Source organism: Pseudomonas bohemica (genome assembly GCF_002934685.1).
GTDB lineage: Bacteria > Pseudomonadota > Gammaproteobacteria > Pseudomonadales > Pseudomonadaceae > Aquipseudomonas > Aquipseudomonas bohemica.
Genome location: NZ_NKHL01000114.1, coordinates 39642 through 64926, shown reverse-complemented (window position 1 = coordinate 64926; position 25285 = coordinate 39642). Strand labels below are relative to the sequence as shown.

Sequence of the window (25285 nt, the reverse complement as noted above, 5' to 3'; positions counted from 1 at the left end):
ATCGGCAGATGTTGCCAATCATTAAGAAAATTAGAACGCGTGGACACAATGAGTGAGGAGCAAGCGGGCAGCCGCATTCGGGTCGAAACCCTGACTTCCGATGGTCGGGAAAAAGCCGCGCGGTGGGCCGAGCGTCTGGACTTGCCGCTAGAGGATCCCGAGGCCGATTTCGCCCTGCAAGTGAGCGATGAAGGCCTGCAATTGCAGCAGTTGGGCGACGATGTGCCGGGGCCTGTGCGGGTGGATTTCGTTGAAGGCAAAGCGGCGCATCGGCGTCTGTTCGGCGGCGGCAGCGGGCAGATGATCGCCAAGGCGGTGGGCGTTCAGCCCGGCGTTCGTCCCCGCGTGCTGGACGCAACGGCGGGGTTGGGCAAGGACGCGTTCGTGCTGGCGAGTCTGGGTTGCGAGATGAGTCTGATCGAACGTCAGCCGATCATCGCGGCGCTGCTCGAAGACGGGTTGGCGCGCGGTGCTCAGGATCTGGACGTAGGTGGGATCATTGGTCAGATGCGCCTGATGACCGGCAATTCCATCGAACTATTGCGCAGCTGGGAAGGCGATCCGCCGCAGGTGATCTACCTTGATCCGATGTTCCCCCATCGTGAGAAAACCGCGTTGGTGAAGAAGGAAATGCGCCTGTTCCGGCCATTGGTGGGCGACGACACGGACGCCCCGGCGCTGCTCGAAGCCGCACTGGCGCTGGCCACCCACCGGGTGGTGGTCAAGCGCCCCCGCAAGGCGCCGTGCATCGAAGGCGCGAAGCCGGGCTATGCGCTGGATGGCAAGTCCAGTCGGTATGACATCTATCCAAAAAAGGCTTTGAAGCCGTAGCGGCCTCCGGTCGGGTGCCGATCAGGTTGGCTGCTTCGGTCGCTGCGCCGGGATGAAACAGCAAGTCCGATCACAGCGCGCCGAACACCTTCTTCGCCAGGCTTGTCGCCGCCGCCGCGGGGTTGGCGCGAATGCTTTCTTCCTGTTTGGCGATCATCTCAAACAGGCCGTCGAGGGCTTTCTGTGTTACGTAACCTTCGACGTTCGAGTCTTTCGCATCTACCACACCCAGGGTTGCGGCTTGCCCGGCGAAGGCGTTGTACTTCTGCGCCAGCCCGACCTTGTCGGTAGCCTGTTTGACGATCGGCAGGAATTTGGCGCGGATCTGCTCGCGGCTACTCTTGTCCAAGTATTGCGTGGCCGAGTCCTTACCGCCGCTGAGAATGCCCTTGGCGTCAGACACGCTCATCTTCCTCACCGCATCCACCAGCAGCGCCTGCGCCTGGGGCACGGCCGCTTCCGCTGCCTGGTTCATGCTGGCTTCCAGCTGGTCCACCTGCGCGCCCATGCCGAACTGCTTCATCTTGCTCGCCACTTTGCCAAGTTTGCCCGGCAGCTCGATGCGCACGTCCTTGTTGTTGCTGAAGCCACCGGGCACGCCCAGTTGCTTGACGGCGATCTGCGCGCCCTGGGTCAGCGCGTCCTTGAGGCCACCGGTCGCGTCCGATTGCGACAGATCACCCAGGGACAATGCGAAGGCACTGGCCGACAGCAGCAGTGCGGCACACAAGCCCGTGATCGAGAGGGAGCGAAGCAGCATGGGGTAACGTCCTTTTTTGGAAATAAGGAAAAGTCGGGTGAAAACGCTTTATGTGGCCGGATTCAGACGAATCTTGATCGGCGGTTTTTCTTCCAGTGTCAGGTCGACGGTGTAGCGTTCGGTGCTGATCAGCACCAGCTTGCCATCCACTTCGATGCGCGCACTGACGGTGTAGGTGTGGCCCTGTTTGACCTGCTTCTGATCATAGGTCAGATGAAATGGCAGCGGGGCCTGGCCCTTGATCGGTCCGCTCTCGCTGGCGAGGGTCTGCGCCGGGGCGTCGGCCAGCGACACATCCTGCAGTGTGACCTTCAACGTTGCGGTAGGCGGCAGGGCCATGCGCTGCACGTAAAAGACCTCGCCGTCGACGGTGCCGGGCAGATTGTCCGGAGCATCGGCACAGGCGGCCAGAAGGGTGGCCATCAGGGTCAGCAGAAGGTGTTTCATCAAGTGGTTCTCCTTGTCGTGTTGAGGCACCGAGATCAGACACTCGGCCCAGCATCTAGGACCTCTTCACTGCGATGCAGTGCCACTTGACGAATCGACAAACGAATTTCCGCCGGCAATACCCGCTTGGCCGCACCTTCGGCCAGCTCGCCCAATAACGCGTGATAGCCCAGCTTGCCGCCGTCGTCCTTGCGCAACACGTCCTGGTCCAGCAGCGTCTGAATGAAGTGGCGGAACAGGCTCTTGTCGAAGAATTCCGGGGCGTTCAGGCCGTGCAGGATGGACAGGCGCTGGGCCATGATCGTGCTCAGATCCTCCAGCTCCTCGGCGGTCAGGGTGTGCTGGCCGCTGTTGAGCAACAGCGAAATCGCCATGTAGAAGCGTTGCAGGGTCTGCGCGATGGCCCGTGACAACAGCGTCAGCAACACGAAGTGCCGCGAGCTTGGTGCGGGGCGCAGGTAGACATCGTTCTCGAAGCGCAGCAGCCCCTGTTCGACGAACGCTGCCAGCCATTGATCGATCACGGCATCCAGCTCGTCCAGGGACCAGCGAATGAACAATTCCGATTGCAGATACGGGTACAGCGCACGGGCGTAACGCAGCACCTGTTCGCGGCTCATGCGTGAAGAACTCTGGAAGAAACTCGCCAGCAGCGACGGCAAGGCGAGGATATGCAGCACGTTGTTGCGGTAATAGGTCATCAGGACGGCGTTCTGTTCGTCCAGATAGAGGATCTTGCCCAGCGCATCTTTCTGCTCGGAAAGCAGATCCATGCCTTTGACATGCTCGATCAACGCCTGACCATCGCCTTCCGGCAGAGTGGTATGCGGCGAGTACGGCACGCTGCGCAGCAGGGTCAGGTAGAGGTCCAGCACCCGCGCCAGAGCCTGATCGTCGAGCGCGTGTTTGTTGGTGGACAGCAGCGCAAGCGCCACCAGATTCACCGGATTGACCGCGGCGGCTTCGTTAAGATGCCGGGCCACACGCTCACCCAGCCGATGGGTGGTCTCGTTAAGCCAGGCCGGCTTGAACACCGGGCCGAGATCCTGGGTACGCCAATTCGGTTGTTCGTGATCGAGGAAGTCGGCCAGCTTGATCGGCTCGCCGAAGTTGACCGAAACCTGGCCGAAACGCTGTTTGAGCGCACCGATGACTTTGAAGATGTCGAAGATCGATTCTTTCTTTTTCGCCGCCCCGCGCAATTCACCCAGGTAGGTGCGGCCTTCCAGTACGCGCTCGTAACCGATGTAGACCGGCACGAAAATGATCGGCGTGCGCGAGTTGCGCAGGTAACTGCGCATCGTGATCGCCAGCATCCCCGTCTTGGGCTGCAACATGCGTCCGGTGCGCGAGCGCCCGCCCTCGACGAAGTATTCCACCGGGAAACCCTTGGTGAACAAGGTGTGCAGGTACTCGTTGAAAACCGCGGTGTACAGCGGATTGCCCTTGAAGGTGCGACGCATGAAGAACGCGCCGCCGCGGCGCAGCAGACTACCGATCACCGGCATGTTGAGGTTGATACCCGCGGCGATGTGCGGCGGCGTCAGGCCATTGCGGAACAACAGATACGACAGCAGCAGGTAATCGATGTGGCTGCGATGGCAGGGTACATAAATGATCTCGTTGCCCTGTGCGACGTTCTGCACGCCCTCCAGATGGCTGACCTTGATGCCGTCGTAGATCTTGTTCCAGAACCAGCTCAGCACCACTTCCAGAAAGCGGATGGCGGTGTAGGTGTAGTCCGAAGCGATTTCGTTGCCGTAATGCAGGGCCTTTTCCCGTGCCTTGGCCTCGGGAATCTTCTCTCGGGCGGCTTCGTCGAGAATCGCCTGTTTGACCAGCGGATCGGCGATCAGGCCCTTCACCAGATTGCGTCGGTGTGACAGGTCCGGTCCGATAGTGGCGGTCTTCAGGTTGCGGAAATGTACGCGCAGCAGGCGTTGAGCCATGCGCACCGTGCGCTCGTAGCCTTTGTTCTCGTCGACCAGTTCACGCAGATGAATCGGGGCGGAGAACTGCACGCGGGTCTTGCGTCCGAGAATCAGAATCGTGATGAAACGCCGCAGACGCCCGGTGACCGCCCAGCTGTCCGCAAACAGCAGCTTCCACGGGCTGTCTTCCTTGTCCGGCGACTGTCCCCAGAACACGCTGACCGGGATGATCTGCGCATCCTCGGTGGCATTGCGGGTCACTGCGCCCACCAGCCTTTCCAGTGTGGGCGGCGCACCGCGTTTGTCCTGCCGTCCCAGCCAGTCAGGTGCCGGCGTCAGGTAGAAGAACGCCGCAGGCTCTGTCAGATTGCCCACCGCAACCGCCAGGACAGGACGCGGCAGACCGGCTTTGCGGCACTCGGTATCAAGCACGGCCAGGTCGCTCAGCGACGGGCTTTGCAGCGCGTAGAACACCGGGCGGCTGCGGTCGAGATTGAGGGTGAAGGACGACTGATTGATCGTTTCCGAACGCACCCACAGATACAGCAGGCGACGCACGGTGCCAAAGACGAGACGACGAAACGGGGAGCGGGTCATACGAATTCTGCGTAAAGGGGCCAGGCCCACGAGGCGGCCAGTTTGCCGTATATGGCGGGGATGGGCAAAGTGGGGAGTTAATTCTCTATTCAGAAATTATCCGCCGTGGTGGCGGCATAGTTGTCGGCGACTGCTTGATAGCAGCAGTATCAGACTAACGCGGCTTTGCCGGGAGGCTGACTTCATCGATTGCAAGCAGGGCCCAATCCAGAGGCAATACGACACTCCGGCGTTCTGAATACACTCACTTACGATTTCAAAAAACAGGAAAGCTGTATAAGCAATCACCTGTCATTTCCGACAGTAGACAAACTTTCGGGCCGGGATAAGCTGGTTTAAAGAGGCTGGGTAATATGTGAGGGATGCACATGAAAATCTTGAAGCAGTTCATGCTCTTTACCGCTCTGATATCTGGTATATGCGTCGCGGATGTTCGCCCCGCTTTTTCAACTTTCGCTAGTTCAGGGTTTAATACGCAACTCGCCTTGGTCGATACAGGTCAGCTTGGTGGGGGCGGTGCAGCAACATTGGATATGAGGCGGGTCCATTTCCATAAGTACCCAGTTAGTGTGGATAAACCGACATCAATGCAGCTTTGCCACAGACCCTGGTTCATTTAGCCTGAGTATGTTGGCATGGGAGAATTCGAGTGCCGAGTTAACCGCTTGGCAGCAAAAAGAAATCGTTATGAAAGTCTGGCCTCAAAATACCAACAATCTTTCAATCAAAGCCTTTTTCTATTTTTTGACGAATACGCGTGCACCCGGATTCGTCGGTGCACAGAATATCCAGAGGGATTTTTTTGAACAAACTCTCAGGATCATCCCTATCGTCAGGGTGACCCCCAATGTAATTACGGGCAATGTTTTCAGTTATCAACAGGAGGACCAGGCGCTATAGCGTGATGAATGTTCCGTTCGAAGGTTAGTAAGTAGGGGACATGCCTGCCGACAATGCTCGATGTCAGAAGAATCTGACATCGAGCATTGTCGGCAGGTGATCGCTACAAGCGCTGACTCACGAAGTACGCCAGGTAATCTCTTCCTCACCATCGGCGCTGATGCGAATCCAGCGATCGGCGTCTTCCTCGCTTTCTTCCTCGACCCACGTCCCGGGCGCGCAGCGCACTTCCACATTCAGGGCAGCAAAGGCGGCGCGGGCGCAGGCGATGTCGTCGTCCCAAGGCGTCTTGTCGCTGTCCAGGCACAGGCTGTTCCATTTGCCAACGGCCTTGGGAATCCAGGTCACCGGGATGTCGCCGGCCTTGCATTTCCAGGTCTGGCCTTTCTGGACCCATTCGCTGCATGGGCCGACGTCGGCGGTGAGCCAGGTGGTGATTGCCTTGTGGTCAACGTCGGCGTCTTTCAGGTAAATCTCGATATCGGGTTGGCGCATGGATGCCTCTGGGTTGTTCTGGAAAATCCATTCGCGGATTCATTCGGTCATTCTGACTTGGCAGGCAGGCCGTCACTGCAGAACGAAATAATCGTAGCGCATGGACACGGTTACCTCGAACGGCTCGGGTTGGTCGATGACATTGGCCCGCCGCTCGGCACTGGCGCGCCAGCCGTGGGGCGTCATGGCCAGCAGGTTGGCCCGGGCCTGACCATCCACCAGAGTCAGCTTGAAGCGAAGGGTTTCGCTATGTTGCAGACTCATGCCTTCGGGGACCAGCGCCAGATGCTTGTCATCGGCATAGTCGCGGACTTCGTCGTACAGGCGTTGCCGCAACTCCATCAGATGCTCGTTGGTCGGTCCTACACGCATCAGGCCACCGCCCGACGACAACAGGCGTTTGGCCTCGTCCCAGTCCAGTGGGCTGAAGACGCTGGCGATGAACTGCATGCTCGCGTCCGGCAGAGGTACGCGGGCCATGCTGGCGATCAACCAGGTCAGTTTCGGGTCGCGTTTGCAGGCGCGCTTGACCGCTTCGCGGGAGATATCCAGCGCATAGCCATCTGCGCCCTCCAGGGCATCGGCAATCTGAGCGGTGTAGTAACCCTCGCCGCAGCCGATGTCCAGCCAGTGAGCGGGTGCACGTTCGGCGGCCAGCTCGGCCAGACGTTTTGCCACCGGCGCATAATGCCCGGCATTGAGAAAATCCCGGCGCGCCTCGACCATCGCCTGATTGTCGCCGGGGTCGCGGCTGTTCTTGTGCTGCACCGGCAGCAGGTTCAGATACCCCTGGCGGGCGCGGTCGAAGCGGTGGCCGACCAGGCACACCACGCCGTTGTCCGCTGCATCGAGCGGGGCTGAGCAGATCGGGCAGGTCAGCATCAGCCGAGCAACTTGACCAGCGTTTGGTAGTAGATCTCGGTCAGCACGTCGAGGTCGCTGGCCAGAATTCGCTCGTTGACCTGATGGATCGTGGCGTTGACCGGCCCCAGTTCGACCACCTGCGTACCGAGGGTGGCAATGAATCGCCCATCCGATGTGCCGCCGCTGGTGGATGCCTTGGTTTCGCGGCCGGTAACGCTCTTGATGCTGGCCGACACCGCATCGAGCAACGCGCCCGGCTCGGTGAGGAACGGCAGGCCCGACAGCGCCCATTCCACGTGCCAGTCCAGACCGTGTTTGTCGAGAATGTCGGCGACGCGCTTCTGCAGGTCCTCGACGGTGGATTCGGTGGAGAAACGGAAGTTGAACACCGCGGTCAGTTCGCCAGGAACGACGTTGGTGGCGCCAGTGCCTGAGTTCAGGTTGGAGATCTGGAAGCTGGTAGGCGGAAAGAACGCGTTGCCTTCATCCCAGTGCTCGGCGGCCAGTTCGGTCAGTGCAGGCGCCGCCAGGTGAATCGGATTTTTCGCCAGGTGCGGGTAAGCGACGTGACCCTGCACGCCCTTGACGGTGAGGGTAGCGCCCAGAGAGCCGCGACGGCCGTTCTTGACCACGTCACCCACCAGCGTGGTGCTCGATGGCTCGCCGACGATGCACCAGTCCAGACGCTCTTTGCGCGCCGCCAGGCGCTCGACCACAGCCTTGGTGCCGTGATGGGCAGGCCCTTCCTCGTCGCTGGTGATCAGATACGCGACCTTGCCCTTGTGATTCGGGTAGTCGGCGACGAAGCGCTCGGTGGCGATGATCATCGACGCCAGGCTGCCTTTCATGTCCGCCGCCCCACGGCCGCAGAGCATGCCGTTTTCATCGATCAATGCATCGAAAGGATCGTTCTGCCAGGCCTTCACCGGACCGGTCGGCACCACATCGGTGTGACCGGCGAAGCACAGCACCGGGCCATCCTGGGTACCGTGGGTGGCCCAGAAATTGTCGACGTCTTCGATACGCATCGCCTCCAGCGCGAAACCGGTATCGCCCAGGCGTTTCATCATCACGGCCTGACAATCGGCGTCGAGCGGCGTGACAGACGGCCGACGGATCAAGTCGCAGGCGAGTTGCAGAGTAGGCGAGAGGTCGGCTGGGGCTTTCATGAAAGATCCGAGGAATTGAATGTAGTAACCCTATAGGAGCGCCCTTGCCCGCGATTGCGGCGTGCCCGTCAGCTAAGTCAAACTTGACACACCCTGTTCGCGGGCAAGCGCGCTCCTACAAAACGGCAGACATCTTAAAGCAAAACGGCGACCCGAAGGCCGCCGTTTTGAGCAGCGCTCAATTGTTTCAGGCCGTGGTGGGTTCCTCCACTGGCTTGGGTTTAGGCAGCGACGAAAGAAACGCCATGATCAATGCGGCAAGATACGGAAGCGACTGCACCACCAGCATGAGCACCCAGAACCGCACATCGTTGCTCGGCAGGCCTTGCACCAGGCAGATACCCAGCGCCGCGCCCCACAGCAGCAACATGATGAACAGCTCTTCGCGGGCCTCGGAGATCGCCACCAACAGGCCATGGCTGTCGGCGTTTTTCGGCGTACGGAAGAACGGAATGCTGGTGGTGAAGAAACCGTACAACACCGCTTTGGCGATGGTGTGCGACAACGCCAGCCCGGCCAGCGCGGCATAGAACGCATCCGTGAGGTTCACGCCCACGGCGCGACGGTAAAGGAAAATGATCTTACCGACCTTGAAGAAGAACAGCGCCAACGGCGGAATCGCGAAAATCAGCAGCGGCGGATCGACCCGATTGGGCACAATGATCATCGCCGCAGACCACAACAAGGCGCCCACGGTGAAGAAAATGTTCATGCCATCGGCCACCCACGGCAGCCAGCCCGCGAGGAAGTGATAGCGCTGGCCGCGCGTCAGCTCGGTGTCCTTACCTCGCAGCAGGCTTGCGGCGTGACGCTTGATGATCTGAATCGCGCCATAGGCCCAGCGGAAACGCTGCTTCTTGAAGTCGATGAAGGTGTCCGGCATCAGGCCCTTGCCATAACTGTTGTGGGCATAGGCGGCGGAATAGCCTTTTTCGAACACCCGCAAGCCCAGCTCGGCGTCCTCACAGATACACCAGTCGGCCCAGCCCAATTCTTCGAGGACCGAGCGGCGCGTCATGGTCATGGTGCCGTGCTGAATGATCGCGTCGCGGTCGTTGCGGGTGACCATGCCGATATGAAAGAAGCCTTTGTATTCCGAATAGCAGAGTTTTTTGAACGCGCTTTCATGCTGGTCGCGATAGTCCTGCGGCGACTGCACCACAGCGATCTTTGGATCGGCGAAGTGCGGGACCATGTGCTTGAGCCAGTTGCGGTCGACGCAGTAATCCGAATCGATCACCGCGATGACTTCGGCGTCCGCGGCGGTGTGCGGAATCAGGTAGTTCAGCGCGCCACCCTTGAAACCCGCCAGGGGAGCGACGTGGAAGAACTTGAAGCGCTCACCGAGCATCTCGCAATGGGCCTTGACCGGCTCCCACACGGCCGGGTCCTTGGTGTTGTTGTCGATCAGCAGCACCTCGAAATCCGGGTAATCCAGTGCGGCCAGCGCATTGAGGGTCTGTTTCACCATCTCCGGCGGTTCGTTGTAGCAGGGTACGTGCACCGAGACTTTTGGTCGGTAGGCGGTATCCGCATCGACAGGCAGGAATTCGCGACGCCGTTTGTGCGTCCAGACCGCCTCGGCCAGTTCATGAGCCTCTGTGAGCAGTACGATGAACACCCCGAAAGCGCCGAGTGCCAGCAAGAACCCTACAAGCACGCTGAACCAGGTGCTGTATTGCTGGCTGTAGTCGTAGCCGATCCACACCAGCACCGAGCCGCACAGGAATGCGATGAAGGTCAGGAACGTACGACCGCGCTGACGCAGGGCCGAGCCGTCGATCAGCAGCAGCGCCAGCGCGAGCATGGCAAGCACCGCCGAACCAATGGCCAGTACGCGCCATTGCGGGATCGCGACCACGGGGCCCTCGAAGTTGAATTTCTGCTGGCGAGCCGCATTGTAGACCCCCCAATACGCGCCGACCGAGCCTTCATCGCTGGCCTTCCACGGCTGGTCGAACGCTTCGATCACGAAGTAGTTGAAGCCCTGGCGGTTGAGTTTGTTGACCAGGGTGCGCAGGTAAATCGCCTGATCGGCCTGGGTCGCATCAGCGCCGCCGCGCATGTGGCCGTGACTCGGCCAGCCGACTTCAGACAGCAGCAAAGACTTTTTCGGGAACAGGTGTTTGAGCTCCCGCGCACGGTCGAAAACGTACTGCCCGGCCTTGTCCACAGGAATGTATTCCCAGTAGGGCAGAATGTGCGCCGCGATCAGATCGACGTGTTTGGCCAGCTCCGGGTATTTCTTCCAGATGTGCCATTGCTCAGAGGTGGTCACCGGCACTTTCACCGCCGCGCGCACGCGGTCCAGAATGGCCATCAGCTCCTTGGGCGTGATCTCTTCGCGGTACAACGCCTCGTTACCGACCACCACACGCACCACGCTGCGGGTGCTATTGGCCAGTTCGATGGCTGTATTGATTTCCCGCTCGTTGCGTTCCTGGTCCGGGCTGATCCAGATCCCGAGAGTCACGCGCAAGCCGAACTCCTCAGCCAGTTTCGGAATGTCCTGAAGGCTGCCATCCACCGAATAGATACGGATATTGTCAGTGGATTTACTCATCAGCTCCAGGTCCTGACGCATTTCATCGTCGGACGGGTACACGCCTTTCTGTGGGTTCTGACCCAGGCGGAAAGGGGAATAGGAGAATCCAGAGATATGTTCGGGCCAGTTGGGAGTGGTCACCGGGCGGTTGATCAACGCCCAGAAGCCAGTGAACAGCGCGGCGATCGCCACAACGACAACCAGATTGAGACCAAATTTACGCGATGGCATGGCTACTTCAGGTTCCTAGACGGGAACGGGGGGAGCTGACAGACGTCAGCCAGCACGAGCTTGGGCAACCGTTAAGGGATGTAGTTCTATTCGTGGAGGAATGTAATCCGTTTCTCTGTCGTGCGTAGGATCCGCGTCTGTAGCAGCGCGCTAGCCTGCGATTGCAACCCGTCAGGCACGGCTGCAGCGTCTGGATAAATGCAATCGCGGGCAAGCGCTCCTACAGGCTGAGCAAGCCGATATCTCTTTTCAGACCAAACACCCCCAACAGGCAGCTGTCCCAATTCCAAGCACGGCCTATAATGCGCGCCGGTTTTTTGGGGTATTGGTCATGAGCACAGAAGATCCGCGGTTTGCTGGCGTCGCCCGTCTGTACGGCATCGAAGGCCTGGAGCGCCTGCGCGCGGCCCATGTGGCGGTGGTGGGCATCGGCGGCGTCGGTTCGTGGGCGGCGGAAGCCATGGCCCGCTGCGGTGTGGGCGAGATTTCCCTGTTTGACCTGGACGACGTCTGCGCCAGCAACAGCAACCGCCAGTTGCATGCCCTGACCAGCACCGTCGGTCGTGCGAAAGTCGAAGTCATGGCCGAGCGCCTGCGCGAGATCAACCCGGATTGCGTAGTGCACGCCGTGGCCGATTTCGTGACCCGCGAGACCATGGCCGAATACATCACGCCGAACATCGACTGCGTGCTCGACTGCATCGACAGCGTCAACGCCAAGGCTGCGCTGATTGCCTGGTGCAAACGACGCAAGATCCAGATCATCACCACCGGCGGCGCGGGCGGGCAGATCGATCCGACATTGATTCAGGTCTGTGATCTGAACCGCACCTTCAACGATCCGTTGGCCTCAAAAGTACGCTCGACCCTGCGCCGCGATTACGGGTTTTCCCGCACCGTGACCCGTCACTACAGCGTGCCTTGCGTGTTCTCGACCGAGCAACTGCGCTACCCCAAGCCGGATGGCAGCATCTGTCTGCAGAAAAGCTTTGTCGGTGATGGCGTGAAGCTGGACTGCGCCGGTGGTTTCGGCGCGGTGATGATGGTCACGGCGACCTTCGGCATGGTCGCAGCCACCAAGGCGGTGGAAAAAATCGTGGCAGGCGTGCGGCGCCCGGCAGAGCGGATCAAGGCGAAGGAAGCGGCTCAGCCGGCCAGCTGACGCATCTTCTGCAACACGGCATTCAGCCCATTGCTGCGTGACGGGGAGAGCTGACGGCTTAGACCCAACTGATTGAACCAGTCGCTCAGATCGACCTGCTGCAATTCGGACGCCGACAAACCATTGACCCGCGTCAGCAGCAGCGCCACCAACCCGCGAATCAAACGGGCATCACTGGCAGCACGAAACTGCCAGTGTCCCTCGACCACATCCGCCAGCAACCAGACCTTGCTCTCGCAGCCGTGCACCAGATGCTGGTCGGTTTTTTCATCGTCGGCCAGCACAGGCAGTCGTTCGCCCCATTGCATCAGCAGGCGCGCGCGTTGCTCCCAGCTCAGCGACGCGCTGAAGGTGTCGAGCGCGGTTTGTGCCTCTTGAGGCAAGCTCATCGCAGCAGCTCCAGCGCCTGATCCAGCGCATTGAAGAGTCGCTCGAGATCTGTGGAATCGTTGTACAGTGCCAACGACACCCGGATCGCACCCGACAGCCCCAAGCTACTGATCAACGGGATAGCGCAGTGATGACCCGCCCGCACAGCGATGCCTTGCTCAGTCAGCAAATGCGCCAGATCGGCGTTGTGCACATCCTCGACCACAAAACTCGCCAGCGCCACCTGCGGATCGCCCACCAGTCGCACGCCTTCGCGCAGCAGCAACCCCGCGCACAGCAGTTCGTGCAGACGGGCCTCATGCTCGGCAGCGGCGACATGGTTGATGTCGTTCAGATAGTCGAGGGTCGCGCCCAGACCGATAACTCCGGAAACAGGCGGCGTCCCGGCCTCGAAACCCAATGGCGCAGGGCGGAAGGTCGCATCCTGATAGCCCGCTTGAAGCACCATTTCCCCGCCGAACTGCCAGTGGTGCAGTTGCGCCAGCGCTTCGTGGCGACCAAATAACACACCGACGCCATCCGGGCCATAGAGCTTGTGGCTGGAAAATACATAGAAGTCGCAGCCCAGCGCCTGTACATCATGGCGACCATGGACGATGCCCTGCGCGGCGTCGATGACCGTCAGCGCACCTCGCGCTCTGGCCAAAGCCACCAGTTGCGCGACAGGTTGCCAGGTGCCCAGCACGTTGGACAATTGGCTGACTGCCAGCAAGCGCGTACGCGACGTGATCAAAGCGGCAGCCGCTTCATCGTCGATCACACCCTGAGCCGTCAGCGGCAGCACCACCAGCTTCAGATCATGACGTCTGGCCAATTGCTGCCAAGGCAACAGATTGGCGTGGTGCTCCAAGGCGCTGATAACGATTTCGTCACCAGCCCGAAACAGATGCTCCAGCCCATAGGCGAGCAGATTGAACGCCGAGGTGGCGCCGTGGGTGAAGACGATTTGCCCGGATGAACCGGCATTCAGCCATTCGCCAGCCTTGCGGCGGGAGTCCTCGAAGGCCTGAGTGGCCTTCGCACCGGGAAGATGCTGCGCGCGATGCACGTTCGCTGCGCCATTGGCGTAGTAATGCGCCATCGCGTCGATCAGGGCTTGAGGTTTCTGTGCGGTGGCGGCGCTGTCCAGATAGGTCTGGCCTTCCCGTTCAAGGGCATCGAGTGCGGGGAAGTCAGCGCGCCAAGGGGAAATGAGGGACATGACATTCAGACTCTCTAATGAGACTGGAGCCCGACGAGGGCTCCAATCCTTGCACAGCGCGATCAGTTGTGAGCGTGCAGCGCTTCGTTCAGCTCGATGGCCGACTTGTGGGATTTGCACTCCACGGCGCCGGTTTGCGAGTTGCGACGGAACAGCAGGTCAGGCTGACCGGCCAGATCACGGGCCTTGAGCACCTTGACCAGCTCGTTCTTGTCATCCAGCAGCGCCACTTTGGTGCCCGCGGTGATGTACAGACCGGCTTCCACGGTGTTTCGGTCGCCGAGCGGGAAACCAACACCGGCGTTGGCGCCGATCAGGCAGCCCTCGCCGACCTTGATCACGATGTTGCCACCCCCGGACAGCGTGCCCATGGTCGAGCAACCGCCGCCCAGGTCCGAGCCCTTGCCGACGAACACGCCAGCCGACACACGACCTTCGATCATGCCCGGCCCTTCGGTGCCGCCGTTGAAGTTGACGAAGCCTTCGTGCATGACGGTGGTGCCTTCGCCGATGTAGGCACCCAGACGTACGCGCGCAGTGTCAGCGATGCGCACGCCAGCCGGCACGACGTAGTCGGTCATTTTCGGGAACTTGTCCACCGAGAACACTTCCAGCAGATGACCCTTGAGACGGGCTTCCAGCTGGCGCTCACCCAGTTCGGCGAGATCGATCGCGCCCTGGCTGGTCCAGGCGACGTTCGGCAGCAGCGGGAATACGCCTGCCAAGCTCAGGCCGTGCGGCTTGACAAGGCGATGGGACAGCAGGTGCAGCTTCAGGTACGCCTCAGGCGTGGAAGTCAAAGTAGCGTCTTCGGCCAGAATGGTGGCGACCAGCGGCTTGTGGCTCTCGGCCAGGCGGGTCAGCAGCGCGGCCTGCGCGGCGTCTACCGATTTGAGCGCGTCGGCCAGTTTCGAAGCCAGATCGGTGTTGAACGTGATCGCCTGATTGCCTCCGGTATAACCCAGGACAGACGTGACAGCGTCAACGATTTCAGCCGGCGGGTTGAGCAGGGGCAGGGCGTAGAAAACTTCCAGCCAGGTGCCTTGACGATTTTGGGTGCCGACGCCGAAGGCCAGGCTGAACAGGGAAGTGGACATGCAAATACCTCTTTAAAGGGCTATCTCAATCAGGCGATAGCTGCTGCGTACAGTTCGGGTTTGAAGCCAATCAGGGTCTTGCCGCCAAGATCCAGCACAGGGCGCTTGATCATCGACGGCTGGGCGAGCATCAGCTCGATCGCCTTGTCCTGGTCGAGATCGGCTTTTTGCACCTCGTCCAGTTTGCGAAAGGTCGTGCCAGCGCGATTCAACACTGTCTGCCAGCCGTGCTCGATACACCACTGGGTCAGGTGTTCGCGGTCGATGCCCAGCGTCTTGTAGTCGTGGAAATCGTAGTTCACCGATTTTTCGTCCAGCCACGTGCGGGCCTTTTTCATGGTGTCGCAGGCTTTGATACCGTAAAGGACGTAAGGCATTGATATATATGGGGTGTTCGGGTCTCCCCAAAACTCCCCCAATTCTCCTCCAAAACAATTGCGCAGGATTATGCGACATCGATCCATTCGGCGCCACGACTGTCACGGTACAGATCGGTCATTCTTGCCGAGCGGTGACCAAGCAGCATTTGTGGGTCCCGCCCTTCTGCTGCGTGAAGCCTGGCCGCAAGAGACCGCATTTCGTGGAAGGTGGGCGGTGTCTTGCCCAAATCCAAACCCAATCGAGCTGCGGCTCTTTTACGCGCCGATGAAAACTCCTTGCTGATCGTGTCGAGCATTATCGGGGAACCGGCTTTTGCCCGGCTTACCGTGCGAGAATGATGCACCAGGTGCTGTGACAGTACGCGGTCACGGCACTGCTTGATCACTGCGCCGAGTTCGAGGCCTAGCGATGCAAGTCGGATGCTGGTGCTGATCCTCAAGCGTGCCTTGGTTTTCGACTGGACCACATGCAGGTATCCGTCATGTTCGTCCTTGAATACCATGCTCGCGATATCCTCCCGGCGCTGCCCAGTCAGCACAGCCAGCTCCATGGCGCGCTTGAGCCATGGTTGTTTCGCCTCCTTGTAAATTTCCTTCCACAAATCGAGCGTCAACCGTTCTCGCTTGATCGTAACCCTCGCGGCCTTAGTCACTTCGACCGGGTTCACATCTGTCCAGCCAGCCGCCATAGCCTCCATGAACACATCCCGCAGCAACGATCGCATGGCGCGCGCCATCTGCGCCTTTCCTTCTTTGGCTAGGCCTCCGAGATAATTCGCGATCACCATCGTCGATACATCGCGTATGTCGGTCTTTCCGAATTCGGCATCGAGCCTGGTCAGTCGCATCAGGGCCGTTCGCACGCTCGATGCTGCCAGGCCGCGCTCTTTGTAGATCAGTCGGTACTCTTCGATCCATCCGCCGAAAGGCCGCGCCGCTGGTTGCTTCGTCTCGATTATCCGTTCCGTCAACGTCGGGCGCACGGTGTCTGCGAAATTGGCAGCCATAGCCTCGCGTATCGCCGCTTCCTTGTCCTTGCCCAGCCCAAAGACACGACCGCTCACGGGATCACGGTATGTAAAGTAGGTGACCCCGCTCCGACTGTCCTTCTTCTTGTAGAGGTTGGGCGGAAGGTCTTTGGAGCCTGGATTACGCGGCCTTGGTGCCATGGCGTGCTTTCTCTATTCGACTGATAAGGCTGCCGCCCGCGATTCGCTCGGCTGGCTTTTCTGGTTCGCTGTAATAGGCATCGGCTTCAACATAGTAGCTGCGCCCGTGCTTCACAGGAGCTGGCGCGATACGACCTTCTCGCGCCCATCTGCGCAGCGTGTTCTGGGTAGGCGGTGTGCGAAACTGATCAGCAGCCCATTCTTCGAGCGTCATCTTGGGCATGTTCACCTCAGTCCTGACTCATCAGATTTTGTGTATGCAGCGAGCCTGACGCGTCAGGCACCTTTGCTTGGGAGGGGAGGTTTCGATTCGATAAAAGCGCTACCTTCGACCAGTCCACCAACGTGACGCATGTAATCCACCTCGACCTTCGCACTCTCGACGATGACCTTGGCCACGTTGCTGACCGCGTCGGCTTTCTTGACGGCCTTTTCCAGGTCTTCACCCTCGGCCTCGGCCAAGTTTTCCAGCGCGACGAACAGGTGATCGCGCAGATCGGAGAGCTTATTTTTCATTGCGGCGTTTCCTCTTGATGGTTTTGCGGATCTCGTTCTGCAGGTGCAGGATGTCCAGCACCTCATCGGGGAGGCCGCGATAGTTGAAGTTGGTGCGCAAATGGATCTCGGCCAAGGTGCTGAGCGTCAGGTTTTCCAGCGCTACGTTTCGCGGGTTGCCGTCCTTCGCCCATACCTGCATTCCTTCCGGCACCGGCCCGTGCTCCTGCTCCCACGTGTGGATGTGCAGCGGTTTCCACACGTCCGGCTGGGCGATCTTGATCATCGTGTAACGGCCTTTCTTGTGCGTGGAACCTACTGGGCGTGGCTGTGTACCTGGCTTTACACCTCGCCGCTCGCACAGTGCGAGGAAGCTCCTGCGGGATGCAGCGCTGCGGTGTTCGTGGGTCTTGCTGATCCCCATGCCTCCGGCTCGCTGACAAATCGCTTGGAGCGTGCGCCCTGGCAGCAGGGCAAGCATGAATTCGTTGCTCCGGTCCTTGTAAAACTGGCGAACCAGCGCATCCTCGGCCGGGGTCCACCGTTTCACGTCCTTGCGAGACCTGCTACTCACGATCGGTGCTCGCGCCGGACTCGGCGACCGTGCGCAGCTTCAAGGCAATGCCGCAGCTGCTTGCTAGCGCAGTGAGCTGGCCAACAGTCGTTTCCGGCTCCTTCAGCGCCTGACCAAAGCGGATCAGCCGATCACCGAGGCTATCGAATTCGGAGCGCAGATGAAGCTGCGCACCTTGAGGAAGGATGGTCATAGCTGAATCCTCTCGACATGCTGGCGCGGGGCTGGCGCGCTCGCTGGCGCTGGTGATTCCCTATTGTGATCCTGCGTCACATTTGGCTGGCGCTTGAGCTGGGTGTCGGGCAAGCAACTGATCCCGGTGCCCGCGATGATCCAGCACGTCACCTGGCGGTGCGTATCGTGCTGAACGTCAATCACCTGCTGGGGCTGGTCTGCGCGCGCGAGGCTGGCCAAGGTCGCCAGCAGGATCAAGATCAGTCCGCGCATGGCTCAGTCTCCTGCTCGGCATTTCCCTGGTAAGCGCGCATCGCGCGATCAATCTCGGCGTCGAGCTCGGCCTCGATCAGCAGGTTCTGGTGCCGATCGCGCAGCGCAAGATCCTGACGCGGAGTGTCGAACGCAACGTCGCGCAGCCAGCGGTACCGGGCGGCATCCAAAGCCATCGCAGCACGATGCTCAATGCCAAGACCGGACTCAGGAATAATCTCCGGAATAATTTGGTGTTCGCTTTGTTGTTGGTTGACGTTTTCGTCTGTTTCGGAAATCTGGTTGACACGGTCTTTGTCAACCGAAGCGAGCAGACTCCTCGCTTCGTTAACCCCTATATCCCCTGTAGCGATCAGTTGGCCGAAGACGTTTCGCGCAGCCTTCAATTGGTCCTGCAGGTCTTCGTCGCTGGCGCCGGCAATGACCGCAATGCCGGTGCCGATGGCAACAGGCGCACCCAAGGACACATGCTGCAAGAGCGGGGCGAGCGTTTCGCCTTCCTTTGCGCGCAGCACCAGGGTAATGCGATTAATTGGTTGCATGGGCCACCTCGACACGTGGGTTTTCGATCTTGCGAGTGCGGATCTCGGAACGGTCGACCGCGACGTCTTTCGGCGCTGATACACCGATGCGGACCTGGCCCTGCTGGACGCCGCACACCGTGATGGTGATGTCGTCGCCGATACGGATGGTTTCGCCGATTTTTCGGGTGAGGATGAGCATGGAATTTCCTTATTTCAGGCCGAACGAATCCCGGCCGCGTTGTTGGCTTTCGCAAAAATCAGTTTCTGGTTAAGTGCTCAGCGATCGCTGATCCACTGGACTACGCCCGGCAGAAGGCGCACGCCGCTGGATCAGGCGTTACGCGATCAGAACGCCGTCGTTACGGTCGATGTTTTCGTGACCTTCAGGATTCGGGTTTGCGACAGCGGCGAAGCTGATCAGGCCCAGCGCGAACGCCTTCGTAACCAATGCTGCGCGCCGATTCACGCCCAGCTTCGTCGTCAATGACAACAGGCGCTTTTTGACAGCATCTTCAGTTATCCCAAGCGACCGTGCGGCCTCTTTGCCTGTCGCACCGCCAGCAACAGCCAGCAAGCATTCAAGCTCGCGGGGAGCTGCGCCCCGGCCAAGGAGGCCGACGAGTCCGTGAGCGGTGATCGAGGTTGCTGCGTTCATTCGGTTGAGCTCCGTGCTGGTTTCGATGGAGCAAATATGATTCAACTCATATTTCAAGTCAAGGGGTATGGTCATATTTTTATGCCGCTCAAATTCCAGGCACAAAAAAACCGGCGCTAGGCCGGTCTTTCTCGTCGACGATCCGCGATAGCTACAAAGTCACCGAGTAGAAAAATACTCTACCGAGCACTTTGATTTTCGCCTCTATCGCTTCCTTCAGCGTGTACTCCTCATCAGCATGATCCTCACGGTTGTAGCTGCGCAGCCGCACGCCATGGCCCGGAAGCCTAAACAATATCTTCACCCGGAGCTGTCCGTCGTGGGCAATTGCATACATTCTTCCATCTTCAATGTCGAGGATAGTCGTATTGATAGCGACAGTGCTGCCAGAAGGCATGACAGGCTCCATAGAGTTGCCTTTGACTTCGACGCAGTAGGCAACGCTCGCTGATATGCCCAGGCCCGTGAGAATCTCCGATCCAATCCGTGCTTTTTTGGTCGTGGAAACTGAAATCCCCGCAGGCAAAGCCAGTCCAGAATTGAGCACTTCGCCGGGGGCATCGAAGTTTTCCTCGATAAACCATAGGTAAACCTCAGACTCATCGAACGGCGTAGCCATATCCAAGCGATTTCGAGGTCCGCCCTTAAGCCCGTAGGTAATCGGCGCACGGGAGAGCGAGTGATTCTCGACCATCTCCCCGATTCCTGCCTCGAGCCACATCGGGCTTACGCCGCATGCGTTGGCTATAGAAACTGTGTGAGATGATCCTTGAGAGCGACCCCTTTCCAAGTTCGAAATCGATGTTTGATCGATCCCCACCATGCGTGCGAGTTCGATCTGGGTGAGTCCAGCCTGCTTGCGAGCAGCTTTTAAGCGTTCACTGTAGTTCATATCCATATCTTCATGCGTATACCCCTAGTATTGCAAATGAGTGTCGTCATGAGATAGCCTAGGGGAAATCTCATAAAAGGTCTGGATTATGAACCCCGTCGTCATAAGACTCATAAAGCATTTTGGAACTCAGGTTGCTGTTGCCCTGGCGGTGGGTGTCGACCAGACCACCGTATCTGGATGGCTCCGGGGAAAGCACGCCATTTCATTTGAAAGCGCCGTCCGAATACAGCTTGCGACATCCGGAGCGTTTCGAGCAGTCGAGTTATGTCCAGCCATCTCACAGCTGTCTCCAGCCTTGAACGCAAATCTACGCCCAAACCCAGCCGCTGATCAGTCCGCTGACGATGCTGGCATTTTGTCCAGTGCCCGAGACGTATAGCCATGACTTCAAGTTCGCCATCAGTCTTGCAGGGTCCAGAAAGACAAGTCCTGGTTGTTTTGACGGACCATCGCTGTCGAGCGCTGCGTGGCACTCAAATTCCGCATGCGAAAACTATTTTTCCGCGCATGCGCGGGTTGAATGACGCGAATCATGCGGCATACATGACATGTTGTGCGTCGTTCATGCCAAAACACCACTTTTTTGAGTTAACAAAAAATTTTATTCCTTAGAGGGCGCAGTGCCTGAGCACTGTTACGTATGAACGACATTTTTTGGAGATCACATATGCGCCCTCAGACGCTAATTCCACCAACCCGTCCAGGGTAGGTAGGTGCTGCCCCGTGGCCGGGGTTGCATATCAATTTTTGTGTTGCGCGATCTGAAGGCTCAAATCGCAGGCACAAAAAAGCCCAGCCTTTGCTGAGCGATTAAGTCGCCACCCTGTTGACGCAGGGTGCAGGGGTTCACTTTGCTTCAGGAAAATCAAAATGAAATCTGAAAATACCACCGGTATCGCATCGACGCAACAACTTGTGACCGTAGAGACCGATTTCGGCAACACGCCAATCGACAATCGCGGGGTCATGATTTTCAACGTTGCCGCCGGCACCAACATTGAAGATGCGCTCCAGACCGCCAAGACGTTGTCATCGGGCTTGGGCCAGATCTGCGATCACATCCACGACAGCCTCAACCTTGGCGAGCTTGCCTATTGCGACGGCGTGAAAACCCTGGCGTTCATCGCAGAAGCGGTCACCGCACTTGTTTGGTCGGTTCAGCGGGGCATGAAGCCAAAGGCCGAAGGGGAGATCCGCCAATGAGCTCTCCAATGTGGAATCATCTACTGATTGACGTTGAGCGGGAGTATCCGGCCGCATCCGCGCCAGGCGCGAAGCTCACGCCGGATCAAGTTGAAGGATTGCAGGCGGTCGAGAACGCCGACGAATCTTTCGGCATCGCCATCGGACACGGCCTTGCTGCTGTCGGCGAATTGCTGGCGCATGCAGCCTCCCACAAGGAGCTCACTGACGAGCTGGCGCTCAGCACCGGCTGGCTGGTGAATTCGCTCGCGCTCTCGACCCTGACGATGGCTGAAACCGGCGCCGCTGCTACCTACAAGCTTGCGAACATCCCGAATCAAGGGGGTGGCAAGTGAACAAGCCACTCCCAACGATGCAAGAACTGGCAGCTGAGGCAGAGTTTCAGCTCATGACTGCCACTGATCAACTCAACTGGCTCACAGCTCTCGTGTGCGCCATCCATCTTGATCACACCCACGGTCGCGGCAAGTACGCGGCGCACCTGGCGCAAGTCGCCGCCTTTCTGAGCGACACGGGCTTCAGCGGTGTGCATAGCGCCATCTCCGAATTCAAAGAACTGAGCGAATCCGCGCCACAAAACGCGCAGGTTGCAATTCGTGGCGCAGCTGGCGATGGCAAGACTCTTGGTCAGCGAATCCTAGCCGCCCGCGAGCAAGCAGGTCTGACGCAGCCGGAACTCGCAAAGCTAGTGGGTATTGAACAGGCGTCTATCAGTCAACTTGAGCTCGGAAGGACCAAACGCACCAGCTACCTGGCTGAAATTGCTCGGGCTTGTAGCGTGGGCACAGATTGGCTCGCCTTTGGTTCGGAGGGTGGGCAATGAATCTGATCACCATCCACAACACCGAATTGCCCGTCGTTGAGTACCGCGGTCAGCGTGTCGTCACGTACGCAATGATCGACCAGATCCACGATCGGCCCGAAGGTACGGCGAAAAGGAATCTCGCGGAGAACCGTCATCGGTTCATCGAAGGTCAGGACTACCACGTTGTGCCCAAATCTGAGGCCAACGGATTTCGTACTTTTGGAATTGATGTTCCTAACAGGGGGCTTACCGTTCTCACAGAGCACGGCTATCTAATGATCGTGAAGTCGCTGACTGACGACCTTGCTTGGGATGTTCAGCGCCAGCTTGTTAACCGCTATTTCCGCCCCCAAGCGTTTGCAGTTCCTCAGACTCGCGCCGAGGCGATGCGCCTTGCCGCTGACCTTGAGGAGCAGAACACAGTGCTGGCGCTGGAAAACCAGCAGCAGGCCAAGAAGATCGAGGCGCTTGAGCACCTCTTTATGCCAGGCGAGACGCCTACGCAATTCGCCAAACGCCTCAACGGCGTCAACTCGCAGCAAATAAACGCGTTTCTCATGGAGTTGAAGTGGATCTTCAACGCGGAGAGGAAGCCCGACAGCTCGCCTAAATATCGCGTCTATGCCATCGCCCGCGACAGGCACTGGCTGACTGAGAAACCGGTGACGGTAGCGGGAGAGGGCATCAAATCCTTCATCCGGTACGCGCCGGTGATGCTGGAGGAAGGCACGGTGAAGCTGTTCGACCTGTACATGGCGGAAAAGCTGCCCATGAAACAGACCTGGGACGGTCGTTTCTTTTACGAAAAATTCAATCCGGAGAAGCCCCTGTGAGCAAACCACTCAATCATCAAGAACTCATGGGGCTAATCGCCAAGGCCGCTATCGATTTCCAGTTGGCAGAGATCAAGCGGAACTCGTTGAAACGTGAGCTTAGCGATATGTACGCCACTTATTTCCAGGCCCATGGTCGGCCGGGCAATGGTGAGCGTACCCGGTTCGATTTCGAAGACCCGGCCTATCAGGGCGTGGTGCGCTTTACCGAGGGCGCGTACGGGCGGTGGTACGACCAGCGTGCGCTGACCACCAAGCTGAAGCGTCGCCTGCGCACGCTGGTTGAGCGTCTGGAGCGTGTGCAATGAGCAACATCATCAAATTTCCTCCGCAGAACTTGGCCGAGCCCATCGACGTGGATCAGTTCAAGAAGCATTCAGACGCGTCTTTGCTGCTGTTCTGTTTTGAAATGGTCGGGTCTGTTTCTGAGTCCATTGAAGCGGGCGAGGAGATCAAGTTTCAAGGTGAAGCCTACATGGAGCTTGTGCAGGCCTTCTGGGCACTGCAAACCCTGTTCGAACGCAGGACTGGGGCGTGTGCCAGTGAGGTTTCGGCTGAGCACTGGATGCAGATGCGCAAGCACGCGCTTGAGGGCGGGCCTGAGCCGGTCTTGAGGATTCCACGCGTAGCAGCTGGCTGCGCACCGTACCCACCGGAAGTCTTTAACGGCCTGAGCGATATCGACCTGGGCCGCGCAGGGCTGTTGTATGCCCGCCGGGTGAACGAAGCCATCGCCAACGACTCACCGCATGCCCTGGATATTGAGGAGGCGCGCGTCAGCTCGATCGACACCATGACGGTGATTCGTGAACTGGTCTTGCGATTGACGGGGGAACCCGTCGGCGGTGCTTGCCGCCCTGCGGGGGAGACTTTGCAATGACAGCCACGAACCTAACCCATCCTGCAGGTATGCGTCCTGTAGCTCAGGTGATCGTCGGCCCTTGGCCGAGCTACGCCCAGTTCAAGAACCTGCCTGAGCGCGCTCGCTGGGTGCTCTACGGTTCAGCAAAAGCGTACCGCGATGCGCTGGAGTTGCAGGGCTTGGCTATGACCGAGAGCTATGACGCGTTCATCAAGCGCGTGACACAGGAGCTCGACATCTGATGGCCCGTGCAAGAAACATCAAGCCAGGTCTCATGGAAAACGAGACCTTGGCCGAACTAAGCCACGGACATCGGCTGTTGTTTATCTATCTCTGGATGCTGGCCGACCGCGAGGGGCGAATTGAGGATCGTCCAAAGCGAATCAAGGGCCAGGCATTCCCTTACGACGGGGAAATGGACATCGACGGCATGCTGCATGACCTTGCCAAGGCCGGGTTCATACACCGCTATGACAGTGCCGGGGTTAGTGCAATACAGGTGCTGAACTTTGCCAAGCACCAGACTCCGCACATCCGAGAAAAGGCCAGCACACTGCCTTCCCCGGAACTTGAACCAGCCGAGGGCGTTGCAAGCACTGACCAAGGCAGTGCAGAGCACCAGCCTAGTCAGTGTCATGGCATCGCCAAGATCGCCGGATTCTCTGATTCTCTGATTCCTGATTCTCTGATTGGGGACGAAGATCAAAAGCCTCTTGGCGATTCTGGCGAATCACCGGCAGACGATGACGGCGATCAACCTGGCAATCAGCATGACGACGAGCAACCGGCTCAACCGGCGAAAGCTTACTCGGATGACTTCGAAGCGTTCTGGCGTGAATACCCACGTCGTCACCGAGCATCACCGAAGCCCGATGCCTGGAAGAACTGGAGAGCTCGAATCAAGGCCGGAGTGCCCGCGCAGGACTTGATCACCGCTGCCATCAACTACCAGATTGAGCAGGAAGCGCTCGGCAAGGTGGGGACCGAATACGTGAAGCAGCCCGCCACGTTTCTCGGCAAGGGCGAGCACTGGATTCCCTACCTCACCGAACAGCCACCACCAACGCCTCCGTCTGCGTCGCGTAGTGCCGTGCTGACCGTTCCAACGCATACGCAGGAGATGTACCCCGATGACCGTTTCTAAATTCAGCCCTGCGCCACTGCTCGCCGAAAGCCGCATGCACTCTTGCGGCGTGGCGGGGCACAACCAGTACCAGCGCAGCCTTGTCGAGCAGTTCGATGGTTCGTGGAAATTCAGCATGTGTCCTGCTTGCCGTTGGCAGGCCCTGAACAACACGCCCAAGGAGAGCGAGGAATATCGCGTAGCTCTCGCCGAAGACATGGCTGAAGACCTAAACGCGGCCTTGTTGGCGACGGGCATCACGCCTCGGTTCCGCGCATGCAGCTTCGACAGCTACCTCACCGGCGAAGACCCAGCCAAGCAGCGCGTGCTCAGCATCTGCCGCAAGTACGCCGAGGGGTTCGACAAGCATTCCAAGGATGGGCGCGCGTTGATGCTGATGGGGGAGATCGGTTGCGGCAAGACACACTTGGCCTGCGCGATCCTCCAGCACGTTGTACGCCATGAGGGCAAAACCGGTCTGATCGTTACCGCCGAGTCGATCACCCAGGCCGTGACCGACAGTTTCCGCAGCAATGCCGGACCTTCGAAGTCAGAGCTGATCGCGGAGCTGGCAAGCGTCGATCTGCTGGTCATCGATGAGGTGGGGTTTCACACGCCAAAGCCGGGCAAGGATTTCACGCCCAGTCTGTTGCATGAGGTGATCGACGCCCGTTATCAGCGTGTTTTGCCCACCATCGTG

33 protein-coding genes are annotated in these 25285 nt (G+C 59.1%); 12 read left to right on the top strand and 21 right to left on the bottom strand.

Going from position 1 to position 25285, the window contains the following annotated elements:
* Positions 1 to 48 precede the first annotated feature (48 nt).
* Positions 49 to 831 carry a class I SAM-dependent methyltransferase gene (locus tag CE491_RS19155; protein WP_110949905.1) on the top strand — a complete coding sequence of 261 codons (783 nt, stop codon included), beginning with the start codon at positions 49 to 51 and terminating at the stop codon, positions 829 to 831.
* A 70-nt stretch (positions 832 to 901) separates the two neighbouring features.
* Here CE491_RS19155 and CE491_RS19150 read toward each other — a convergent pair whose 3' ends face one another.
* From CE491_RS19150 to CE491_RS19115, 7 genes are all read right to left on the bottom strand, one after another.
* Positions 902 to 1591, bottom strand: a complete 690-nt coding sequence (locus CE491_RS19150; RefSeq protein WP_110949904.1) for a DUF4197 domain-containing protein — start codon at positions 1589 to 1591, stop codon at positions 902 to 904.
* A 48-nt stretch (positions 1592 to 1639) separates the two neighbouring features.
* Entirely contained in the window at positions 1640 to 2038 is a 399-nt protein-coding gene (locus CE491_RS19145) for a YbaY family lipoprotein (protein WP_110949903.1), read from the bottom strand.
* A 35-nt stretch (positions 2039 to 2073) separates the two neighbouring features.
* Complete coding sequence (gene plsB, locus CE491_RS19140) at positions 2074 to 4566, bottom strand: glycerol-3-phosphate 1-O-acyltransferase PlsB (protein ID WP_110949902.1); 2493 nt, start codon at positions 4564 to 4566, stop codon at positions 2074 to 2076.
* 1017 nt (positions 4567 to 5583) lie between these two features.
* On the bottom strand, positions 5584 to 5961 hold the full coding sequence (locus tag CE491_RS19130; RefSeq protein ID WP_110949900.1) for a hypothetical protein: 378 nt from the start codon (positions 5959 to 5961) through the stop codon (positions 5584 to 5586).
* 72 nt (positions 5962 to 6033) lie between these two features.
* Positions 6034 to 6843, bottom strand: a complete 810-nt coding sequence (locus CE491_RS19125; RefSeq protein ID WP_110949899.1) for a putative RNA methyltransferase — start codon at positions 6841 to 6843, stop codon at positions 6034 to 6036.
* Entirely contained in the window at positions 6843 to 7994 is a 1152-nt protein-coding gene (gene dapE / locus CE491_RS19120) for a succinyl-diaminopimelate desuccinylase (RefSeq protein ID WP_110949898.1), read from the bottom strand. Before dapE ends, CE491_RS19125 begins: the two co-directional genes overlap by 1 nt.
* A 187-nt stretch (positions 7995 to 8181) precedes the next feature.
* Positions 8182 to 10770, bottom strand: a complete 2589-nt coding sequence (locus CE491_RS19115; protein ID WP_110949897.1) for a glycosyltransferase family 2 protein — start codon at positions 10768 to 10770, stop codon at positions 8182 to 8184.
* Positions 10771 to 11101: 331 nt separating this feature from the next.
* Between CE491_RS19115 and tcdA the strand changes: the two genes are divergently transcribed.
* Positions 11102 to 11932: a tRNA cyclic N6-threonylcarbamoyladenosine(37) synthase TcdA gene (tcdA, locus tag CE491_RS19110; protein ID WP_110949896.1), complete on the top strand. Its 831-nt coding sequence runs from the start codon at positions 11102 to 11104 to the stop codon at positions 11930 to 11932.
* Here the strand turns inward: tcdA and CE491_RS19105 are convergent.
* The 14 genes from CE491_RS19105 to CE491_RS19040 form a co-directional block, all read right to left on the bottom strand.
* A complete protein-coding gene (locus tag CE491_RS19105) occupies positions 11917 to 12321 on the bottom strand; it encodes a SufE family protein (protein ID WP_110949895.1) in 405 nt (134 codons plus the stop codon). The genes tcdA and CE491_RS19105 overlap by 16 nt on opposite strands.
* The gene (locus tag CE491_RS19100; RefSeq protein WP_110949894.1) at positions 12318 to 13523 is read right to left on the bottom strand and encodes an aminotransferase class V-fold PLP-dependent enzyme; all 1206 of its coding nucleotides are present in this window, start codon (positions 13521 to 13523) and stop codon (positions 12318 to 12320) included. Before CE491_RS19100 ends, CE491_RS19105 begins: the two co-directional genes overlap by 4 nt.
* 62 nt (positions 13524 to 13585) lie before the next feature.
* Entirely contained in the window at positions 13586 to 14620 is a 1035-nt protein-coding gene (gene dapD / locus CE491_RS19095; protein WP_110949893.1) for a 2,3,4,5-tetrahydropyridine-2,6-dicarboxylate N-succinyltransferase, read from the bottom strand.
* Positions 14621 to 14649: 29 nt separating this feature from the next.
* Complete coding sequence (locus tag CE491_RS19090; protein WP_110949892.1) at positions 14650 to 14997, bottom strand: ArsC family reductase; 348 nt, start codon at positions 14995 to 14997, stop codon at positions 14650 to 14652.
* A 68-nt stretch (positions 14998 to 15065) separates the two neighbouring features.
* Positions 15066 to 16169: a phage integrase Arm DNA-binding domain-containing protein gene (locus CE491_RS19085; protein ID WP_110949891.1), complete on the bottom strand. Its 1104-nt coding sequence runs from the start codon at positions 16167 to 16169 to the stop codon at positions 15066 to 15068.
* Positions 16150 to 16392 (bottom strand): excisionase, encoded by a 243-nt coding sequence (locus CE491_RS19080; protein WP_110949890.1) that lies wholly within the window; start codon positions 16390 to 16392, stop codon positions 16150 to 16152. Before CE491_RS19080 ends, CE491_RS19085 begins: the two co-directional genes overlap by 20 nt.
* A 53-nt stretch (positions 16393 to 16445) precedes the next feature.
* Complete coding sequence (locus CE491_RS19075) at positions 16446 to 16685, bottom strand: hypothetical protein (protein WP_110949889.1); 240 nt, start codon at positions 16683 to 16685, stop codon at positions 16446 to 16448.
* The gene (locus tag CE491_RS19070; protein WP_234407631.1) at positions 16675 to 17238 is read right to left on the bottom strand and encodes an HNH endonuclease signature motif containing protein; all 564 of its coding nucleotides are present in this window, start codon (positions 17236 to 17238) and stop codon (positions 16675 to 16677) included. The genes CE491_RS19075 and CE491_RS19070 overlap by 11 nt, the downstream gene beginning before the upstream one ends.
* Entirely contained in the window at positions 17231 to 17431 is a 201-nt protein-coding gene (locus CE491_RS19065) for a hypothetical protein (RefSeq protein WP_110949888.1), read from the bottom strand. Before CE491_RS19065 ends, CE491_RS19070 begins: the two co-directional genes overlap by 8 nt.
* On the bottom strand, positions 17428 to 17685 hold the full coding sequence (locus CE491_RS19060; protein WP_110949887.1) for a hypothetical protein: 258 nt from the start codon (positions 17683 to 17685) through the stop codon (positions 17428 to 17430). Before CE491_RS19060 ends, CE491_RS19065 begins: the two co-directional genes overlap by 4 nt.
* A complete protein-coding gene (locus CE491_RS30825; RefSeq protein ID WP_234407630.1) occupies positions 17673 to 18227 on the bottom strand; it encodes a hypothetical protein in 555 nt (184 codons plus the stop codon). The genes CE491_RS19060 and CE491_RS30825 overlap by 13 nt, the downstream gene beginning before the upstream one ends.
* Complete coding sequence (csrA, locus tag CE491_RS19050) at positions 18214 to 18408, bottom strand: carbon storage regulator CsrA (RefSeq protein WP_110949886.1); 195 nt, start codon at positions 18406 to 18408, stop codon at positions 18214 to 18216. The genes CE491_RS30825 and csrA overlap by 14 nt, the downstream gene beginning before the upstream one ends.
* 138 nt (positions 18409 to 18546) lie before the next feature.
* Positions 18547 to 18939, bottom strand: a complete 393-nt coding sequence (locus tag CE491_RS19045; RefSeq protein WP_234407629.1) for a response regulator transcription factor — start codon at positions 18937 to 18939, stop codon at positions 18547 to 18549.
* A 76-nt stretch (positions 18940 to 19015) separates the two neighbouring features.
* On the bottom strand, positions 19016 to 19756 hold the full coding sequence (locus tag CE491_RS19040; RefSeq protein ID WP_199885175.1) for an XRE family transcriptional regulator: 741 nt from the start codon (positions 19754 to 19756) through the stop codon (positions 19016 to 19018).
* 88 nt (positions 19757 to 19844) lie between these two features.
* Between CE491_RS19040 and CE491_RS19035 the strand changes: the two genes are divergently transcribed.
* From CE491_RS19035 to CE491_RS18985, 10 genes are all read left to right on the top strand, one after another.
* The gene (locus CE491_RS19035) at positions 19845 to 20138 is read left to right on the top strand and encodes a Cro/CI family transcriptional regulator (RefSeq protein WP_110949883.1); all 294 of its coding nucleotides are present in this window, start codon (positions 19845 to 19847) and stop codon (positions 20136 to 20138) included.
* Between the two features lie 491 nt (positions 20139 to 20629).
* Positions 20630 to 20962: a hypothetical protein gene (locus CE491_RS19030; RefSeq protein ID WP_110949882.1), complete on the top strand. Its 333-nt coding sequence runs from the start codon at positions 20630 to 20632 to the stop codon at positions 20960 to 20962.
* Between the two features lie 8 nt (positions 20963 to 20970).
* On the top strand, positions 20971 to 21297 hold the full coding sequence (locus CE491_RS19025; RefSeq protein ID WP_110949881.1) for a hypothetical protein: 327 nt from the start codon (positions 20971 to 20973) through the stop codon (positions 21295 to 21297).
* Positions 21294 to 21785, top strand: coding sequence for a helix-turn-helix domain-containing protein (locus CE491_RS30820; protein WP_234407628.1), 492 nt, complete (start codon positions 21294 to 21296; stop codon positions 21783 to 21785). Before CE491_RS19025 ends, CE491_RS30820 begins: the two co-directional genes overlap by 4 nt.
* Positions 21782 to 22600: an ORF6N domain-containing protein gene (locus CE491_RS19010; RefSeq protein WP_110949880.1), complete on the top strand. Its 819-nt coding sequence runs from the start codon at positions 21782 to 21784 to the stop codon at positions 22598 to 22600. Before CE491_RS30820 ends, CE491_RS19010 begins: the two co-directional genes overlap by 4 nt.
* A complete protein-coding gene (locus CE491_RS19005; protein WP_110949879.1) occupies positions 22597 to 22908 on the top strand; it encodes a hypothetical protein in 312 nt (103 codons plus the stop codon). The genes CE491_RS19010 and CE491_RS19005 overlap by 4 nt, the downstream gene beginning before the upstream one ends.
* On the top strand, positions 22905 to 23480 hold the full coding sequence (locus tag CE491_RS19000) for a hypothetical protein (protein ID WP_110949878.1): 576 nt from the start codon (positions 22905 to 22907) through the stop codon (positions 23478 to 23480). Before CE491_RS19005 ends, CE491_RS19000 begins: the two co-directional genes overlap by 4 nt.
* A complete protein-coding gene (locus tag CE491_RS18995) occupies positions 23477 to 23704 on the top strand; it encodes a hypothetical protein (RefSeq protein WP_110949877.1) in 228 nt (75 codons plus the stop codon). The genes CE491_RS19000 and CE491_RS18995 overlap by 4 nt, the downstream gene beginning before the upstream one ends.
* Entirely contained in the window at positions 23704 to 24606 is a 903-nt protein-coding gene (locus CE491_RS18990) for a phage replication protein (RefSeq protein ID WP_110949876.1), read from the top strand. The genes CE491_RS18995 and CE491_RS18990 overlap by 1 nt, the downstream gene beginning before the upstream one ends.
* A partial coding sequence (locus CE491_RS18985; protein WP_110950017.1) for an ATP-binding protein occupies positions 24593 to 25285 on the top strand: 693 nt, incomplete at its 3' end. The genes CE491_RS18990 and CE491_RS18985, both read left to right, overlap by 14 nt.

Coding starts and splice junctions, on each gene's coding strand:
- CE491_RS19030 (WP_110949882.1), top strand. CDS start 20,630: ATGAAATCTGAAAATACCACCGGTATCGCATCGACGCAACAACTTGTG.
- CE491_RS18995 (WP_110949877.1), top strand. CDS start 23,477: ATGACAGCCACGAACCTAACCCATCCTGCAGGTATGCGTCCTGTAGCT.
- CE491_RS19105 (WP_110949895.1), bottom strand. CDS start 12,321: ATGAGCTTGCCTCAAGAGGCACAAACCGCGCTCGACACCTTCAGCGCG.
- csrA (WP_110949886.1), bottom strand. CDS start 18,408: ATGCTCATCCTCACCCGAAAAATCGGCGAAACCATCCGTATCGGCGAC.
- plsB (WP_110949902.1), bottom strand. CDS start 4,566: ATGACCCGCTCCCCGTTTCGTCGTCTCGTCTTTGGCACCGTGCGTCGC.
- CE491_RS19085 (WP_110949891.1), bottom strand. CDS start 16,169: ATGGCACCAAGGCCGCGTAATCCAGGCTCCAAAGACCTTCCGCCCAAC.
- CE491_RS19040 (WP_199885175.1), bottom strand. CDS start 19,756: ATGAACTACAGTGAACGCTTAAAAGCTGCTCGCAAGCAGGCTGGACTC.
- CE491_RS19150 (WP_110949904.1), bottom strand. CDS start 1,591: ATGCTGCTTCGCTCCCTCTCGATCACGGGCTTGTGTGCCGCACTGCTG.
- CE491_RS19065 (WP_110949888.1), bottom strand. CDS start 17,431: ATGACCATCCTTCCTCAAGGTGCGCAGCTTCATCTGCGCTCCGAATTC.
- CE491_RS19145 (WP_110949903.1), bottom strand. CDS start 2,038: ATGAAACACCTTCTGCTGACCCTGATGGCCACCCTTCTGGCCGCCTGT.
- CE491_RS19125 (WP_110949899.1), bottom strand. CDS start 6,843: ATGCTGACCTGCCCGATCTGCTCAGCCCCGCTCGATGCAGCGGACAAC.
- CE491_RS19045 (WP_234407629.1), bottom strand. CDS start 18,939: ATGACCATACCCCTTGACTTGAAATATGAGTTGAATCATATTTGCTCC.
- tcdA (WP_110949896.1), top strand. CDS start 11,102: ATGAGCACAGAAGATCCGCGGTTTGCTGGCGTCGCCCGTCTGTACGGC.
- CE491_RS19100 (WP_110949894.1), bottom strand. CDS start 13,523: ATGTCCCTCATTTCCCCTTGGCGCGCTGACTTCCCCGCACTCGATGCC.
- CE491_RS19075 (WP_110949889.1), bottom strand. CDS start 16,685: ATGAAAAATAAGCTCTCCGATCTGCGCGATCACCTGTTCGTCGCGCTG.
- CE491_RS19010 (WP_110949880.1), top strand. CDS start 21,782: ATGAATCTGATCACCATCCACAACACCGAATTGCCCGTCGTTGAGTAC.
- CE491_RS19155 (WP_110949905.1), top strand. CDS start 49: ATGAGTGAGGAGCAAGCGGGCAGCCGCATTCGGGTCGAAACCCTGACT.
- CE491_RS19090 (WP_110949892.1), bottom strand. CDS start 14,997: ATGCCTTACGTCCTTTACGGTATCAAAGCCTGCGACACCATGAAAAAG.
- CE491_RS30825 (WP_234407630.1), bottom strand. CDS start 18,227: ATGCAACCAATTAATCGCATTACCCTGGTGCTGCGCGCAAAGGAAGGC.
- CE491_RS19080 (WP_110949890.1), bottom strand. CDS start 16,392: ATGCCCAAGATGACGCTCGAAGAATGGGCTGCTGATCAGTTTCGCACA.
- dapE (WP_110949898.1), bottom strand. CDS start 7,994: ATGAAAGCCCCAGCCGACCTCTCGCCTACTCTGCAACTCGCCTGCGAC.
- CE491_RS19060 (WP_110949887.1), bottom strand. CDS start 17,685: ATGCGCGGACTGATCTTGATCCTGCTGGCGACCTTGGCCAGCCTCGCG.
- CE491_RS19115 (WP_110949897.1), bottom strand. CDS start 10,770: ATGCCATCGCGTAAATTTGGTCTCAATCTGGTTGTCGTTGTGGCGATC.
- CE491_RS18990 (WP_110949876.1), top strand. CDS start 23,704: ATGGCCCGTGCAAGAAACATCAAGCCAGGTCTCATGGAAAACGAGACC.
- CE491_RS19130 (WP_110949900.1), bottom strand. CDS start 5,961: ATGCGCCAACCCGATATCGAGATTTACCTGAAAGACGCCGACGTTGAC.
- CE491_RS19000 (WP_110949878.1), top strand. CDS start 22,905: ATGAGCAACATCATCAAATTTCCTCCGCAGAACTTGGCCGAGCCCATC.
- CE491_RS19025 (WP_110949881.1), top strand. CDS start 20,971: ATGTGGAATCATCTACTGATTGACGTTGAGCGGGAGTATCCGGCCGCA.
- CE491_RS19035 (WP_110949883.1), top strand. CDS start 19,845: ATGAACCCCGTCGTCATAAGACTCATAAAGCATTTTGGAACTCAGGTT.
- dapD (WP_110949893.1), bottom strand. CDS start 14,620: ATGTCCACTTCCCTGTTCAGCCTGGCCTTCGGCGTCGGCACCCAAAAT.